This is a genomic window from Lactobacillus intestinalis (genome assembly GCF_024397795.1).
Taxonomy (GTDB): Bacteria; Bacillota; Bacilli; order Lactobacillales; family Lactobacillaceae; genus Lactobacillus; species Lactobacillus intestinalis.
The window spans coordinates 191,654-206,021 of the sequence record NZ_CP072985.1 but is presented as its reverse complement, the minus strand read 5'-3'; the positions used below and the strand labels follow the sequence as shown (position 1 = coordinate 206,021).

10 protein-coding genes are annotated in these 14,368 nt (G+C 33.2%); 4 read left to right on the top strand and 6 right to left on the bottom strand.

Annotated features, from left to right (window positions below; genetic code table 11):
• Window positions 1-62: 62 nt before the first annotated feature.
• Both KBW87_RS09035 and KBW87_RS09030 read left to right on the top strand, forming a co-directional pair.
• Window positions 63-1,244 (top strand): MFS transporter, encoded by a 1,182-nt coding sequence (locus KBW87_RS09035; protein WP_057811418.1) that lies wholly within the window; start codon window positions 63-65, stop codon window positions 1,242-1,244.
• A gap of 246 nt (window positions 1,245-1,490) precedes the next feature.
• Window positions 1,491-2,243 carry a hypothetical protein gene (locus tag KBW87_RS09030; protein WP_057811420.1) on the top strand — a complete coding sequence of 251 codons (753 nt, stop codon included), beginning with the start codon at window positions 1,491-1,493 and terminating at the stop codon, window positions 2,241-2,243.
• A gap of 79 nt (window positions 2,244-2,322) precedes the next feature.
• Here the strand turns inward: KBW87_RS09030 and KBW87_RS09025 are convergent, their stop codons facing one another.
• Both KBW87_RS09025 and KBW87_RS09020 read right to left on the bottom strand, forming a co-directional pair.
• A complete protein-coding gene (locus tag KBW87_RS09025) occupies window positions 2,323-3,906 on the bottom strand; it encodes an ATP-binding cassette domain-containing protein (RefSeq protein WP_057811422.1) in 1,584 nt (527 codons plus the stop codon).
• Window positions 3,907-3,908: 2 nt separating this feature from the next.
• The gene (locus KBW87_RS09020; protein WP_057811424.1) at window positions 3,909-5,498 is read right to left on the bottom strand and encodes an ATP-binding cassette domain-containing protein; all 1,590 of its coding nucleotides are present in this window, start codon (window positions 5,496-5,498) and stop codon (window positions 3,909-3,911) included.
• Between the two features lie 302 nt (window positions 5,499-5,800).
• Here KBW87_RS09020 and KBW87_RS09015 point away from each other — a divergent pair, with 302 nt between their 5' ends.
• Both KBW87_RS09015 and KBW87_RS09010 read left to right on the top strand, forming a co-directional pair.
• Window positions 5,801-6,667 carry an SPFH domain-containing protein gene (locus KBW87_RS09015; RefSeq protein ID WP_057811426.1) on the top strand — a complete coding sequence of 289 codons (867 nt, stop codon included), beginning with the start codon at window positions 5,801-5,803 and terminating at the stop codon, window positions 6,665-6,667.
• A 338-nt stretch (window positions 6,668-7,005) separates the two neighbouring features.
• A complete protein-coding gene (locus tag KBW87_RS09010) occupies window positions 7,006-9,660 on the top strand; it encodes a cation-translocating P-type ATPase (protein ID WP_057811428.1) in 2,655 nt (884 codons plus the stop codon).
• A 376-nt stretch (window positions 9,661-10,036) separates the two neighbouring features.
• On the opposite strand, the gene KBW87_RS09005 is transcribed toward KBW87_RS09010, so the two are convergent.
• From KBW87_RS09005 to KBW87_RS08990, 4 genes are all read right to left on the bottom strand, one after another.
• Window positions 10,037-11,251, bottom strand: a complete 1,215-nt coding sequence (locus KBW87_RS09005) for an SLAP domain-containing protein (protein WP_057811430.1) — start codon at window positions 11,249-11,251, stop codon at window positions 10,037-10,039.
• A gap of 33 nt (window positions 11,252-11,284) precedes the next feature.
• On the bottom strand, window positions 11,285-12,289 hold the full coding sequence (locus tag KBW87_RS09000) for a C39 family peptidase (protein WP_057811432.1): 1,005 nt from the start codon (window positions 12,287-12,289) through the stop codon (window positions 11,285-11,287).
• 14 nt (window positions 12,290-12,303) lie between these two features.
• Window positions 12,304-13,449 (bottom strand): NlpC/P60 family protein, encoded by a 1,146-nt coding sequence (locus tag KBW87_RS08995; RefSeq protein WP_057811434.1) that lies wholly within the window; start codon window positions 13,447-13,449, stop codon window positions 12,304-12,306.
• Between the two features lie 555 nt (window positions 13,450-14,004).
• Complete coding sequence (locus tag KBW87_RS08990; RefSeq protein ID WP_057811436.1) at window positions 14,005-14,322, bottom strand: hypothetical protein; 318 nt, start codon at window positions 14,320-14,322, stop codon at window positions 14,005-14,007.
• Between the last annotated feature and the right edge of the window lie 46 nt (window positions 14,323-14,368).

Sequence of the window (14,368 nt, the reverse complement as noted above, 5' to 3'; positions counted from 1 at the left end):
CTTCTACCTATCTTTGTTAGAATGACGGTGAAAGCAATATTTTCAAAGAAAGGACGATAGTTATGGATATTGAAAAAGAGGTATCTAAACCAATCTTTAAAGCTACTTTATTAGCAATTTCTCTCTTCATTATGATGCCCTCTGTTATTTCTCCTGCTCTTCCCTTAATGGAAAGAGCCTTTCCTAATATTCCTCGTGTGACAGTTGAATTACTGACTACTATTCCTAATTTTGGAGAAATATTTGGTCTTTTAATAAATCCTTTTCTAGTTAAAAAAATTGGCAGAAAAAAAGTAATTTTAATTGGATTAGCTCTAGTTGGAATCTGCGGAACTTTACCAGTAATTGTTAATAGTTTTTGGCTAATATTTATTCTCCGGATCTTGCTTGGATTTGGTATCGGGATTTATAACTCCTTAGCCGTAAGTTTAATTATGATGATTTATGAAAATCATAAAACTGAACTCAATCGCCTATTATGTTTCCAAAACATTATGAACGATGTTGGCTACATCGCTTCTGCCTTTATTATTTGTTATCTAGTAACATTATCTTGGCACGCTGTTTTCTGGGTATATATCCTAGCAATTCCAGTATTTTTTATGTTTGAACACTTTATTAAAGTTCCTAAGAAAACTAAGCATTCTTCTGGAAAACATTTTTCCCTTTCTAATATAAAACAAGCTTTTAATTCAAACATTATTTATCTCAGTATCCTTACACTTTTGATTTATATTTTCTACATGGCTCTTGCTTACAAACTTCCTAGTTTTATCGTAGATTTTCATTTAGGAAATGAAAGTATGGCTTCGTTAATGCTAGCAGTAATTGCTATTACTGGTATTCCATGTGGTATCGCATTTAATTGGCTTTATATTAAACTGCACCAGCGGGTATGGGTTTTATGTATGGTTTTAAATGCACTTGGGTTTTACTTAATTAGTAGCGCAAGAAATACCTTTGTGTTGGTAGTGGGATGCATTGTACTTGGTGCAGGTTTTGGTATTGTAATGCCATACATCTTTAAATCGATTTCCTTAAGTGTCCCTGACAAATTAAGTAATCTTGCTACCACCTTATGCTTAATTATGATGGACATTGGGGCTGTAATTTCTCCCTTTATTATTTCAATCATTGCTAAGAATTCAGATAAAGCTCTACTTTCCTCAGCTATCTTCTTTGGAATCGTAACCTTAATTGAAGTTGCTAGGAATATATACGCCAGTCTAAAATACAAGAATTAAATACTTTAATATTAATCTAAAAAATGCTGCTAAATCTAAAGGTTATTAAGCCTTGATTTAGTAGCATTTTTCTTGTATTAGAGTATTTCAAACTTCTAATTAATCAAAATCTTATTTGGAAAATTGCTTAATTGTTCAATTGTTATCATTATCTGTCTTCTCATAAAAACATTTAATAAATGTGGATTTTACGCTATATTTATTTTAATACTTCTTTCGTTTTTATAGTAAAGGGTTAAGAATACAATGACTAGCAAGATCCTTAAAATCAACTCAAATACTTACCAATTATTTGAAAATAACAAAAGTATCGGCACAATCTCTACTTATACCAACGACTATCATAATCAAAATTGCTATCTTAAATTTAACCTTCTTACATATCCACTCTCTTCGCCTTTTTCTTTAATCATACAAGATAAAAAGAAACCACTACAAGTTATGCTTGATTCAACTGAAAAGTATTTAATCGCTTTTTTAACTAAAAATGGCTTTCAATTAAAAAGACGGTGTTTTTCATTAACTGTTAAAAAAGATAATATGAAATTGCTTCCTGAAGAAAAAATAACTATTCAAAAATTCGATATGCACAATAATAAATATTTAGACTGTTGTGATTTTCTATACCAATATTATAAAAATAGTCATAAAGTTGTGTCACCACTAACGATCTCAAAAGATCAGTTTATTAAAGAAGTTCCGACTAAAACAGGATATTATCAACTTAATAAAGATTCTCAAATTGAAAATATTATTTTTACCGAAAATAATGAAATTGCTTATATTTGTTCTACGAATCCAAAAACATGTCCTAAGTTCATTCAAAGCGTGCTATTAGATATGTTCAATTCTTTCGAAAGCATATTTTTTGAAGCAGACGATACTGATTGGGCAGCAATGGACTTACTTAACCAGTTTGATGTAGACGTAACTCAAAGTTACAATACATATATTCTAGATACATCCGTTACTAAAAATAAGTTAGACAATGATCTTTAATTAAAAATACATCCCTTTAGGCAGAAAATACTGGCAATCAATATTTATTTTAACGTTGATTACCAGTATTTCTTTATCTTCACTCTTTAACTAAATGAATTTCACGATCAAATAATGCACGCATATCTTGATTAAAATTGTGCGCTATAAAAATAATCGTTTCTTTACCCTTAACTAAATTCTTTAAAATATTCATGGTTGCTTTTTGATCTATCGCACTAGTTCCTTCATCGATCAAAATTATATCACTTCCATGCACTTTAGCTCGGGCTAGAACGATCTTTTGTCTTTGACCGCCCGAAATATTTAGTTTATCTAGATTTAATTGATGCTCTAATCCTTCCTTGAATTTAGCAATATCATTAGCAAAATTAACTTCTTTGATTATAGGCTCTACTTGAGAATTTAATTTTGAATTAAACATGGTAATGTTTTCTTCAATCGTCCCAGGAAAGAGATTTGGATCTTGTGGAATATAACCAATCTTCGACATATCAGGAACAACTTCTTTTCCATTTTTATCTTTAAAAATAATAGATCCCTGTGTCGGCCTTACTGAACCTAATATCAATTTAAACAAGGTAGATTTTCCAGCTCCTGAATCTCCAGTTAACAAAATCTTTTCTCCGGATTTTATTTGAATATCAGGAAAACTTAACTTCTCACCATTTGGAAAAGCTAAAGCTAAATTCTCAGTAGAAATTAGAGCTGGCTTTTTCCTCTGAACATTTGAATTATTCTGTAGTGGTGCAGAATCATTACTAATTTGGCCCATTAGTTCTTCAGAAGATTTCATAAAACTCAATGCTTGGATCATTTGTTGCAAGCCAATGGAAATATTAGCTGCAAAATTTTGTACTGACATGATTGCACCAAAAAGTACTTGTCCTTGAGTGATCATATATCCAGTCAAAGAAAGAAGGATCAATTGTCCTATTGAGTTACATAATCCATTTATTACAATTAGTTCTTGCTGAGTACCAGTTTGATGAATATGGGCTTTTTCAATCTTATTAGCTGCTTGATTCTGAACTTGAAATAGCTTTGCACCAGCAAAGTATCTGCGTAATTCTTCAACTCCAGAAAACCATTTTTCCAACACATCTAAATAATGTTTATTTTGAACAGAAACATTTGTTGTGGCCTTCTCCATCTTTTTCTGAATAAGTTTAGGAATATAGTAAGATGCAATATCAATCAAAATACTTACAACAAAAATTTGCCAATGAATTGTGAGTAAGGCAACTAAAGCACCAACAAACATTGTTCCATAAAAAGGAACGATAATGTACCAATCAAAATAATTTTCTCTTACCATCTCAAGGTCGTTGGTCATTCGATTTTGAACCGCAGCTATTTTGTGATACTTATCATCTTTAAAGTAATGACTAGCAAGATTATTACGAATTTTTTTATTATATTCCTCTTCTTGAATACGCGTAACAAACTGAATGTAATAAATTAACCCTTGCGCTGCTAAATATAAGAGTCCGCTAGCAAGACTTGTCCATAACACTCCCATCCAGTTTTTGTTCTTGATGAAAGTTAACCAGTACATTTGGACATACCCAGCACCAATTGCGCCCAATCCAGAAATAATGGATAAAAAATTGATATAAATAAATCTAAGGTAATTTGTCTTGATAAATCCTTTAAAGCTCATCCCTACTCACCTCCATTTTTCAAGCTGATTTTTCGATCAAACAGGTTCTCTAGCTCATCATTAAGATTATGGGCAATCATGACAATAGTAGTTTCATGATCAAGTAAATTTTCCAAAATTTTCTTTGTTGCCTTACTGTCAATTGCACTTGTTCCCTCATCAATAAAGAGCCATTTTGATCCGGCTAAAACTGCTCTCGCCAAAACGATTTTTTGCTTTTGTCCTCCTGATAAATTTCCTTCATCCAAATTAATTTCATGCTTTAAACCATCGGGGATTTTTTTAAGATCATTTTCAAACTCAACTTGTTTAGCTACTCTTTTTACTTTCTCATCAAGCTTTGAATTGAACATTGTCATATTATTTTCAATAGTATCGGGGAAAAGAGTATTATCTTGTGCTACATATCCAAGTTCATCACGATTGAGTTTGACTTCTTTACCATTCTTATCTTCAAAAATCACTTTTCCACTAGTTGGTGATAATTTACCTAAGATTAGCTTAAATAAAGTGGATTTTCCACTACCACTATCGCCTGTTACTAAAACTTTTTCACCACTTTTAATAGTTAAATCTGGATAAGAAATAAGTTCACCATTCTTAAATTGATGCTGTAGGTTCTTTATCTGTAATTTAGCTACTTTTTTATCTTGATGTTCATTTTGTAAAGGTGCGCTCGCGCCTTCTAAGGAGGTTATCTTTTCATTTAACTTCTTTGATGATTTAATTAGGTTCCATTGAGCAGCAAACTGTGCAGTGCCATTCATAACCGTTGTACAAAATTGAATTGTTGTAATGACAGCACCAAAGACTATTTGCCCATTAAAGTATAAATATGCAGCCAGAATCATCAAGATTATCTGTCCACCTATATTAACAATAGAGGTAGCTAAGTCCGCAATAGCAATTGTCGCACCTTGGTGAATAGCCGCCTTTTTATAATCATCAGCTGCTTGATTCATGGAGTCAGAATAAATTCTAAAACTACTATATCTTCTTAATTCATCTAAGCCATTAATCCAGTTTGAAATTGCTTTTAAAAGTTTTTCATTGCTTTTAGTGACTTCAATCGTGGCATTTGAACTCATATTTTCAAATACCTTTGGCAATAAAAGTGAGACTAAAGTTAGGATAACCGTTAATAAAACTAAGCTCCAATTATAGGAAAACAACACTACTATTGAAAAAATAACCATCAACCCATATAAGAAGGCAGCTTTAATTGGCGTTAAATAGTTTCTAGTTAATTGATCTAAGTTAGCAGCTAAATTGTTTTGAATTGATGCTGTATCATCAATTTGCTTTTTAAACAAATATAAGCTGATCTTTTTTCTTATTTGATGTAAATAACTTTGACTTTGTTTACTGTATAAGTAGTCCGAACCAGAACCCAATAATAACCGGCAAATATCACAGAGCCTTGATAAAGCAATAAAGATTACAAAGCCTAAAAAATTTAAATTCTTTAAATTATTAAATGCCGGTGTCATCAAATACTGAGAAAGGGTATCAATTACAGCAGCAAGTATTATCATTAAAAAAATTAAAATAAAGCGACCTTTATTTATTTTAAATATTCCCTTTAGCTTCATCCCTAGCCCCTCCCTTTTAATTATTTATTATATTTTAATGTTACTGCACCGATTTTAATTTACAAGCTATTTTTATTAAGTGGTCAAAAAGATAAACTAAGATGCAAAATTATACAAGTTAAGCGGCATAGATCGCTAAGTACGTGCATTTTTACTGAAAAAATAGAGTAGTATTTTTTATGCTTACATAAAGTTATTGCTTAAAAGTTACTATTGATACAACAAAAATGATTAAATAATATTTCATTTTTGCTTAAAGTATTGGATAATATCATTAAATTTAATTAATGGAGGTTATAGGGATGACGTATGTTTTTATAGGAGTAATTATTTTATTAATTCTTATCTATTTTTTATGCGGCTTACGGATCGTACCGCAAAACTATGTAGGTTTAGTTGAAACTTTAGGTAAATACTCAAGAACTGTAAAAGCTGGTTTAGTCTTTATTTGGCCAATTTTCCAAAGTTTAAGAAAAGTAAGCTTAGCATTACAGCCTTTAGAAATTTCTAAATATCGTATTATCACTAAGGATAATGCTGAAATCACTACCAGCTTAACCTTAAACTATCTTGTCACTGATGCATACAAGTATTTTTACAACAATACTGACTCCGTTGAATCGATGGTACAGTTAATCCGTGGTCATTTACGTGATATTATTGGACGAATGGAATTAAATGAAGCATTGGGTTCAACTAGTGAGATCAATGCTCAACTATCAAAAGCAATTGGCGATTTAACTGATATTTATGGAATTCAAGTAGTTCGTGTTAACGTTGATGAATTGCTCCCGAGTCCAGAAATTCAAAAGGCCATGGATAAGCAGTTAACTGCTGACCGTGAAAAAACTGCCGCTATTGCTCGTGCGGAAGGTGAAGCTAGAAATATTGAATTAACTACTAAAGCCAAGAATGATGCACTCGTTGCTACTGCAAAAGCAAATGCTGAAGCAGTAAAAACTCAAGCTGATGCCGATGCTTATCGAATTGATAAATTACAACAAGCTCTTGATAAAGCCGGAGATGGTTATTTCAGAAATCAAAGCTTAGATAGTTTTAACCAACTAGCACAAGGACCTAACAATTTAGTTGTGTTAGACAAAGATGAAATCACTGATTTAGGTAAAATCCCAGCCGCTAAAAAGATTTGGGATCAAAGTAAAGATTAATAAGAATACTAAAAAAACTTCTACCGTAAAAAAATAGAAGTTTTTTGCTCTATTCTAGATTGTAGTAATCAATACAAACATATCCCAAACGATTTCAACCTTAAGAAATTCCAGAAATTTCCTTCAGTTATATAAAAAACATCTTGCTCAAATCTCTACAATATGATATAAATTTATATACAATATAGGGAGTAACCTACAAATATAATTTGTATTTATGGCGTCATATCACGAAAGCAATTTCCGCTGTAAATTTAAATGGTGAGACTATGCATAAGCTTTTTAAGTTTGGCATAGTCTCTTTTTTGTCTGAACTCACCTAATTTCTGGAGGTTTTTATGAAAGACTACTACTTACAGCCAAAAGCTGAAGTTTTAAAAGAATTTAAAACGGACGCTAATGGTCTTACCGCTGAGCAAGCCGAAAAGAATCTTGCTAAATACGGTAAAAATGCTTTAGTTGAAGGCAAAAAGAAAACTGTTTTTCAAGTCTTTTTAGAGCAATTTAAAGACTTGATGGTCATTATTTTGATCATTGCTGCAGTTATCTCAGCTTTCACAGGTGAATTAGAAAGTACATTAGTAATCATTGCAGTTTTGATTTTGAATGCTGTATTAGGCACCGTTCAACATGTTAAAGCTGAAAAATCACTAGCATCCCTAAAATCACTTTCCTCGCCGAGTGCGAAAGTTTTACGAAACGGAGAAAAGATTGAAATTGATTCTACCGAGGTCGTACCAGGAGATATCATGCTCCTTGAAGCCGGTGACATGGTCACAGCTGACGGTAGAATTTTGGATAATTTTTCTCTCCAAGTAAATGAAAGTTCCTTAACTGGTGAATCGACTAATATCGATAAAGCCGATATAGACATCGATCACGAACTTCCTATTGGAGATCGAATCAATATGGTCTATTCAAGTTCCTTAGTTACTTATGGACGTGCAAATGTCCTCGTTACTGGGACTGGAATGAATACTGAAATTGGAAAAATCGCTTCTTTAATGAATGAAACTAAAGAGCGTAAAACTCCTCTTCAAGTTTCTCTCGACAACTTCTCTTCCAAGTTGGCTACCACTATTTTAATTATCTGTGCGGCAATTCTAGGTTTACAAATCTGGCGTGGTCAGCCCTTAATGGATGCCTTACTCTTTGCAGTTGCCTTAGCTGTTGCTGCCATTCCAGAAGCTTTGAGTTCCATTGTAACTATCGTACAAGCTATGGGCACTCAAAAAATGGCTAAAGAAAATGCAATTATTAAAAATTTAGCAGCTGTTGAATCCTTAGGTTCTGTTTCTGTTATTTGTTCTGACAAAACTGGTACTTTAACTCAAAATAAGATGACAGTAGAGGAAATCTATATCGGAGGGAAAGTATTAAAGCCCAACCAATTAGATTTAAGTAATCAGCTTCACCGGTACTTGCTCTATGATGCAGTTTTAAATAATGATTCAAGTATTAAAGATGGAAAAGTTATCGGTGATCCAACAGAATCAGCTCTTATTGAAATGTATCGCCAAGTGCCCGGAATTGATTTAGGTAATAATCAACTTGGTTTATCTGAAGACGATTTACGCGATTTATTAACTCGTCAACAAGAAATTCCATTTGATTCTGATCGAAAATTAATGAGTACTAAGCACCTGATTCACAATAAGCCAACAATTTTTGTTAAAGGTGCTATCGATGTTTTACTTGATCGCTGTGAAAATATCAGAATTGGCGATGAAGTTCGACCAATGACCGCTGAAGATAGAAAACAAATTTTAGCTCAAAATACTCATTTTTCCGAAAACGGTCTCCGCGTTTTAACTTTTGCTTATAAAGAAAAAGACGAAGATCTCTCTTTAGAAACTGAAAACGGCTTTACTTTCATTGGATTGGTTGCAGAAATGGATCCTCCAAGAGAAGAAAGTGTTGTAGCAGTTGCTCGTGCCAAAAAAGCTGGGATTCGCACAGTCATGATTACCGGTGACCACAAAGTTACCGCGGTTGCTATCGCTAAAAAAATTGGTATTTTCACTGAGGGCGATATGGCCGTAACTGGATTAGAACTTGATAAAATGAGTGATTCAGAACTTGAACAAAAGATTGACAAGATTGCGGTTTATGCTCGAGTGTCTCCTGAAAACAAAATTCGAATTGTTAAAGCATGGCAAAACAAAGACAAAATCGTTTCCATGACTGGTGACGGCGTTAATGATGCACCTGCTCTTAAAAAAGCTGACATCGGTGTGGCGATGGGAATTACTGGTACTGAAGTTTCCAAAGACGCTGCCAGCATGATTTTAGCCGATGATAATTTTGCAACTATTATTAAGGCAGTGGCAAACGGTCGAACAGTATTTGAAAATATCAAAAACGCAATTATGTATCTACTTTCAGGTAACTTATCCGCCATCATTACTGTTTTGTTCGCTTCAATTGGCGGCTTGCCAGTTCCATTTGTTGCTGTTCAGCTTTTGTTCATTAACTTAGTCACTGACTCTCTTCCAGCCCTAGCAATTGGTATGGAGCCGGGGGCACCAGATGTTCTAGATAAAAAGCCACGTGATCCAAAAGTGGGAATTCTTGATAAAAGCTTAGTGACTAAAATCACTTTACAAGGGGCACTTATCTCAATCGGTGTAATTGTTGCCTTTATGCTCGGCCTTCAAACTAGTTCTGCTGTAGCAACTACAATGGCCTTCTCAACTTTGACGTTTGCTCGTTTACTTCACGGCTTTAACTGCCGTTCACAACACAGCATTTTCAAGATTGGATTTAAGAATAACTGGTACAGTTTAGCTGCCTTTGGATTAGGTACGTTATTATTAGCTGCAATTTTATTCATTCCTGGATTACACAGCTTATTTGCAGTAACTCCATTAACAAGCACTCAATTCATTTGGATTGGCGTTTTAGCTCTAATTCCAACTGTAATTATTCAAATTGTTAAAACTATTAATGATAATAAGCAACACGTAGAAAAAGAAGTTTCTAATGTGAGATAGTATCAATAAAGAAGACAGTTGTAGTTCCAGCTAAGAATGATGATAACAACAATACACCATCATCAAGTGCTTCAACTTCAGCTCCTGAAGAACAACCTAAGACTGTTCAAGCTTTACCAGTAGTTACTGCTCAACCAAGCAATACTTCAAGTGATAATACCGATACTAATACAGGTGCATTACCACAAACTGGTAACTCAAAGAGCAACGTCTTTGTTGAATTGATTGGTCTTGGCTTCGTGGCTATTCCAGCATTGGCATTTGTTGAATACATTCGCCGTCACCAAACTTCTGGTATTGACTAAGATATATGTATTACGAAAAAAGAGATAAGCATTCATTGCTTATCTCTTTTTTTATTTATTTAATAATTAAATTATTTTAAATCTGCAACTAATGAGCCGAAATTGAAATTATTAGTACCTTTAGCGAAGTAAATACCGACTCCTATAGTTGTCCAGTAAGAATGTAATAAGTTGTTTTTATGTGCCCAATTTTGATCAGCATCGTTTTCCATAAATTGATTGTATGCAAAACGAGCTAATTCTTTAGGGGTATCATTTGGATATACCATAATTCCTGCTTCTACTTCTCCACCAGCATCAGAAGGCATTAAATCGTTACCTTTTTCGTCTTTATGGGCATCTTCTTCCCCAGTATTTGCTAAAGTGGTTCCATCGTGAATAGCTCTTTGTTGAGCTTCTGCGCTTAATTTCTCATCTAATTGAAGTGGATTCAATCCATTTTTAGTTCTTTCTGTATTAATCATTTGTACAAAGTAATTAATCACTTCTTGTTTTTGAGTAGAAGATAAATTTCCTACAATAACATCACTCTTTGAAGAATTCCTGTTTTTATGAGATGTGTTCGAAGAAATAGATGATTTTTTAGAGGTCATTTCAGTATCTTCTGAATGAGAAGCATTGTTAGTAGGGAGTTTTTTGGTTTTATCTTGCTTAGTCGAAAGATTTGGACTTGAACTGTTTGAAATTACTTCTGCAATATCGCTATGAATCCATTGACCATTACCAATTTCGTACATACCATTATCTTCTGCATAAACATTGTATGTACCATCTAATGCCATAGTTCCAATCCAGCTACCATTTGCAGTCGTATGAGAAGCACTGAAAACATCAGCATTTGTCTTATCAATTGAAACTTGGAACTTTGGTGTACCCATACCAGCAGTCTTAATTGTTAATTTGGTATTTGTTTCTTCAATAGAGCCAGTATTTACTCTGTTTGTGTGCTTTTTTGCATGTTTCTTTCGGCCGAGAATATAACTGGTTTTTACATTACCAGATTTAATGTAGCGGTTTTTACCTACTCGATAAAATACTTTGTCATTAATGCTTTTAACTGAGTAATAAGTGTAAGAATGACCTCTGTATAACTTACGTTTACCTACTCTGTGGCCTTTGGAATTGTATAAGAAAGCATTGTGCTTTAAAGCAACTTTCATAGTAGCTGCTTCCACAGTTTGTGGGTGACCAAGCAAATTACCATTAGTAGTTGCAGTTAATGGAAGGGCAAGTCCCATAGAAATTACAGTTCCGACAATAATCTTCTTTGCATTTAGTTTTTTCATAACGCAAACTCCCTCAAATTATTTTTATAATCATCAATAACTTAATGCTCTATGTCCATCCATTGCCCAGTGATGTTTGAAAGTTGCAATACTCATTGAACGCCTAGTTCCAGTCCACGGATCGTTATAATAAAGTGTATTTCCATGATAACCCGTTAAGGTAATAGCATGATTTGAAAAACCATCAAACCATCCTACCCAAGCTACCACCAAATGAGAGCGAATTAATTTCCTTTTAATTGCAGTTAAACTGCAATTGGTCATGTTACTAGCAGTACCAAGATAATGGGAAACAACGGGTTTAACGCCATTAGGAGCAACCCAAAAACCAAGTGGGAATTCTCTATATGGGGAACCTATAAAACCTTTATTTGGATTGTAGCTTCGTGGCATAATTTTAGCTGCTTGATCTTTAGTAACCATTTTGCCGGCAAAATTAATCATCATCGTTACGGCTGTAATTTCACATCCAGTCGGCATCTGGGGTCGTTGACATATCACCTTAGCGTTGTTTTTAATGCCCACAATAGAACCAGATTTATTAATCCAATAAGAAGATTTACCAGAGTTAGTATTGTTAAATCTCCTCTTACCATCTTGAGCAAAGTAACCGTAAGAAGATTTTTTAGGTATTTTACGCACTCCTGTGAGCATTACCCCTTGTTTATCAAACAAATACCAAGATTTATTAATATTTCTTAGTCCCTTTACAGGTTTATTATTTATTAAATAGTAGTTGTGACCTTGACGAGTTACCCATTGATTAGAAATATTTTTTGATTGAGGATGGGATGTAGGCGTTTTGACATCTTTATTTTCTTGATTTGGTTGCTTCTGTTTTTGAATATCTTTTTGTTCAGAAGTAGTTGTGCTTGACACATTTGAATCATAACTTTGATTATCTGCATTATTAATAGCTTTAGAACTAGAATTAACACTAGTTACAGTAGCAGCTGATACACTTTGGCTATTGACATTGACAAATATTATTCCTGAACATAGGAGCCCAACTAATAGAAATGCTTTTTTATTTTTCATATCTTCCCTTGTAACTAAATGAATGGTCTCTTAATACCAGCAATTATATTTCTTTGTCCGTTGACAATTGGCTGAACCATTACGCATGGTGGCCAGCTCTCAATTACACGGTTATTTCCAAGGTAAATAGCAATGTGCCAAATTGTACGGGTTCCTGGTTGATAGTAAAATACTAGATCTCCTCGTCTACGTTGTGAATATGGTACCCTCTTCAAATGCTTATCTGCCCATAGATTGCGAGAATTCCATTCATTTCCAGGATGAGCGTGGCCGATTGAACTAGTTGGAATTGGGCTAATACCCCCAGCATAAAGACTTTGCATTACCAAGCCAGAACAATCAACACCATAATTTGGACTTGATGAACAGCCAGCAAGCCAAGGTTTACCCATATATTTATAAGCTTGATTAATCATAGCTTCAATGTGAGCAGAGCGACCTTGCCATGCTTGAGCCTTAAGGGGCGCAACATAGCTATCAATGCCATACCATGAACTCTTAGAAAAGCCCATTTTTTGCCAAGTCTTCAAGTCAACATTCCCTGTTACAGGTAAATTATGGTTTCTTTGGAAATTTTTTACAGCATTATAAGTAGCTTGGTTATAGTAGTTTGTACCATACCACGTACCCAGTCTGTGCATTACTTTCCAAGTTTTGATACCTTCATAGCCTCGATAAAGATTATAACCTACTTTTCCATATGGTTTCACTTGTGTATAGTGAACTTGATGATAAGCTTTTGGATTTTGATAACCCTTAATCTTTTTAATCGAATTCTTTTTAGCAATGATAAAGCCAGACTGAGTTTTCAATACAGGAATTCCATCACTATTTTTAATCAAACTACTAATTAAATAATGACTACCAGATTTTGCTTTAACAGCAACTTTGGTTAAATTTGCATCTTTATACAAAGTAGTAGTTTTATTTAAACGAATAATCTTTGGATTTTTCCAAAGATAATCTGACTTGTTAATACTCGACTTTTTTTGAGAATCTATTGTTGCCGAATCATTTCCGTTAGACTCCCCTGAATCAATTTTAGCTGAAATTTGTGATGAATTCCCTTCCAAATTATCAGCATGTGCAACAGTAGAAGTAGATAAACCAAGAGCTAATAAAACAGCAGTAATACTTGCTGTAAACACTTTTCTTTTCATTCATTTTCCCCTCACATTTATAAAATTCAATGTAATTTTACTCTTAAATGAATCAAATTAAAAGATAATAATTTGTCTAAACACATTAAAGTAAAAATCCACTTATTTTTATAAGTCAAACGAAAAAGAAAATAACAAAAGTGAGTAAGCTCTATTCACAAATATATTCAGACGAAACATTAAAAAGTACTTTTATAAAATATTACTCAGAGCAATTTAATTGATTTCCACCATAAATATACAGAAAAAGGAGCGATGCTTTCGTATCGTTTCCTTTTTTCTAGATTCTAGCTTTATATCTTGTTAATCCATATTTTATGCTTACATATACAACCATGAAAATCGATCCACTAATAAGCCAATTAGGAAAAACGGATGTCATAACCACGGAGTAATCATTACTCCTAAGATCTATCTTTACCCCTAAAACATTCGAAATTAACGGAATATTTAAATGAAGCCATAAAATTAGTGAAAAATATCCCATTATTATAAGGATCCAAATTCCTAAAGCTTTAATTATTTGCCTTTCCAAATACCTCATCATCGTTATTTTCATCCCCCATAAATTACTCCTACCAAACTTATCAACCAGATGGCCCAAATAGTTCCTGCTATCAATGCGATAATGAATGCTAGTATTTTATTGATTTTCTTTTCTAGGAGGATGTTAATAAAAATTATCATCAGTACTTGAGAAATAGTTACTATCCCTTGTATTATCCTTTGTCGACCAATTAAGGGTAGTAGTAATGCAAATACAACTGTAGTAACTATTAAAATTATCCATACTTTCCAGGATGCTTTTTTCAATAATCCATCAGATTCAGTCAAAGCAAATCCTATTATTCCACCAATTAATACTGGGATCATAATAACACCTCCTAAAGATTATTTTTAATTATCACATAATCTTACT

Excerpts from the sequence above, each read along its gene's own strand:
- KBW87_RS09035 (WP_057811418.1), top strand. The coding sequence starts at position 63 with ATGGATATTGAAAAAGAGGTATCTAAACCAATCTTTAAAGCTACTTTA.
- KBW87_RS09030 (WP_057811420.1), top strand. The coding sequence starts at position 1,491 with ATGACTAGCAAGATCCTTAAAATCAACTCAAATACTTACCAATTATTT.
- KBW87_RS09025 (WP_057811422.1), bottom strand. The coding sequence starts at position 3,906 with ATGAGCTTTAAAGGATTTATCAAGACAAATTACCTTAGATTTATTTAT.
- KBW87_RS09020 (WP_057811424.1), bottom strand. The coding sequence starts at position 5,498 with ATGAAGCTAAAGGGAATATTTAAAATAAATAAAGGTCGCTTTATTTTA.
- KBW87_RS09015 (WP_057811426.1), top strand. The coding sequence starts at position 5,801 with ATGACGTATGTTTTTATAGGAGTAATTATTTTATTAATTCTTATCTAT.
- KBW87_RS09010 (WP_057811428.1), top strand. The coding sequence starts at position 7,006 with ATGAAAGACTACTACTTACAGCCAAAAGCTGAAGTTTTAAAAGAATTT.
- KBW87_RS09005 (WP_057811430.1), bottom strand. The coding sequence starts at position 11,251 with ATGAAAAAACTAAATGCAAAGAAGATTATTGTCGGAACTGTAATTTCT.
- KBW87_RS09000 (WP_057811432.1), bottom strand. The coding sequence starts at position 12,289 with ATGAAAAATAAAAAAGCATTTCTATTAGTTGGGCTCCTATGTTCAGGA.
- KBW87_RS08995 (WP_057811434.1), bottom strand. The coding sequence starts at position 13,449 with ATGAAAAGAAAAGTGTTTACAGCAAGTATTACTGCTGTTTTATTAGCT.
- KBW87_RS08990 (WP_057811436.1), bottom strand. The coding sequence starts at position 14,322 with ATGATCCCAGTATTAATTGGTGGAATAATAGGATTTGCTTTGACTGAA.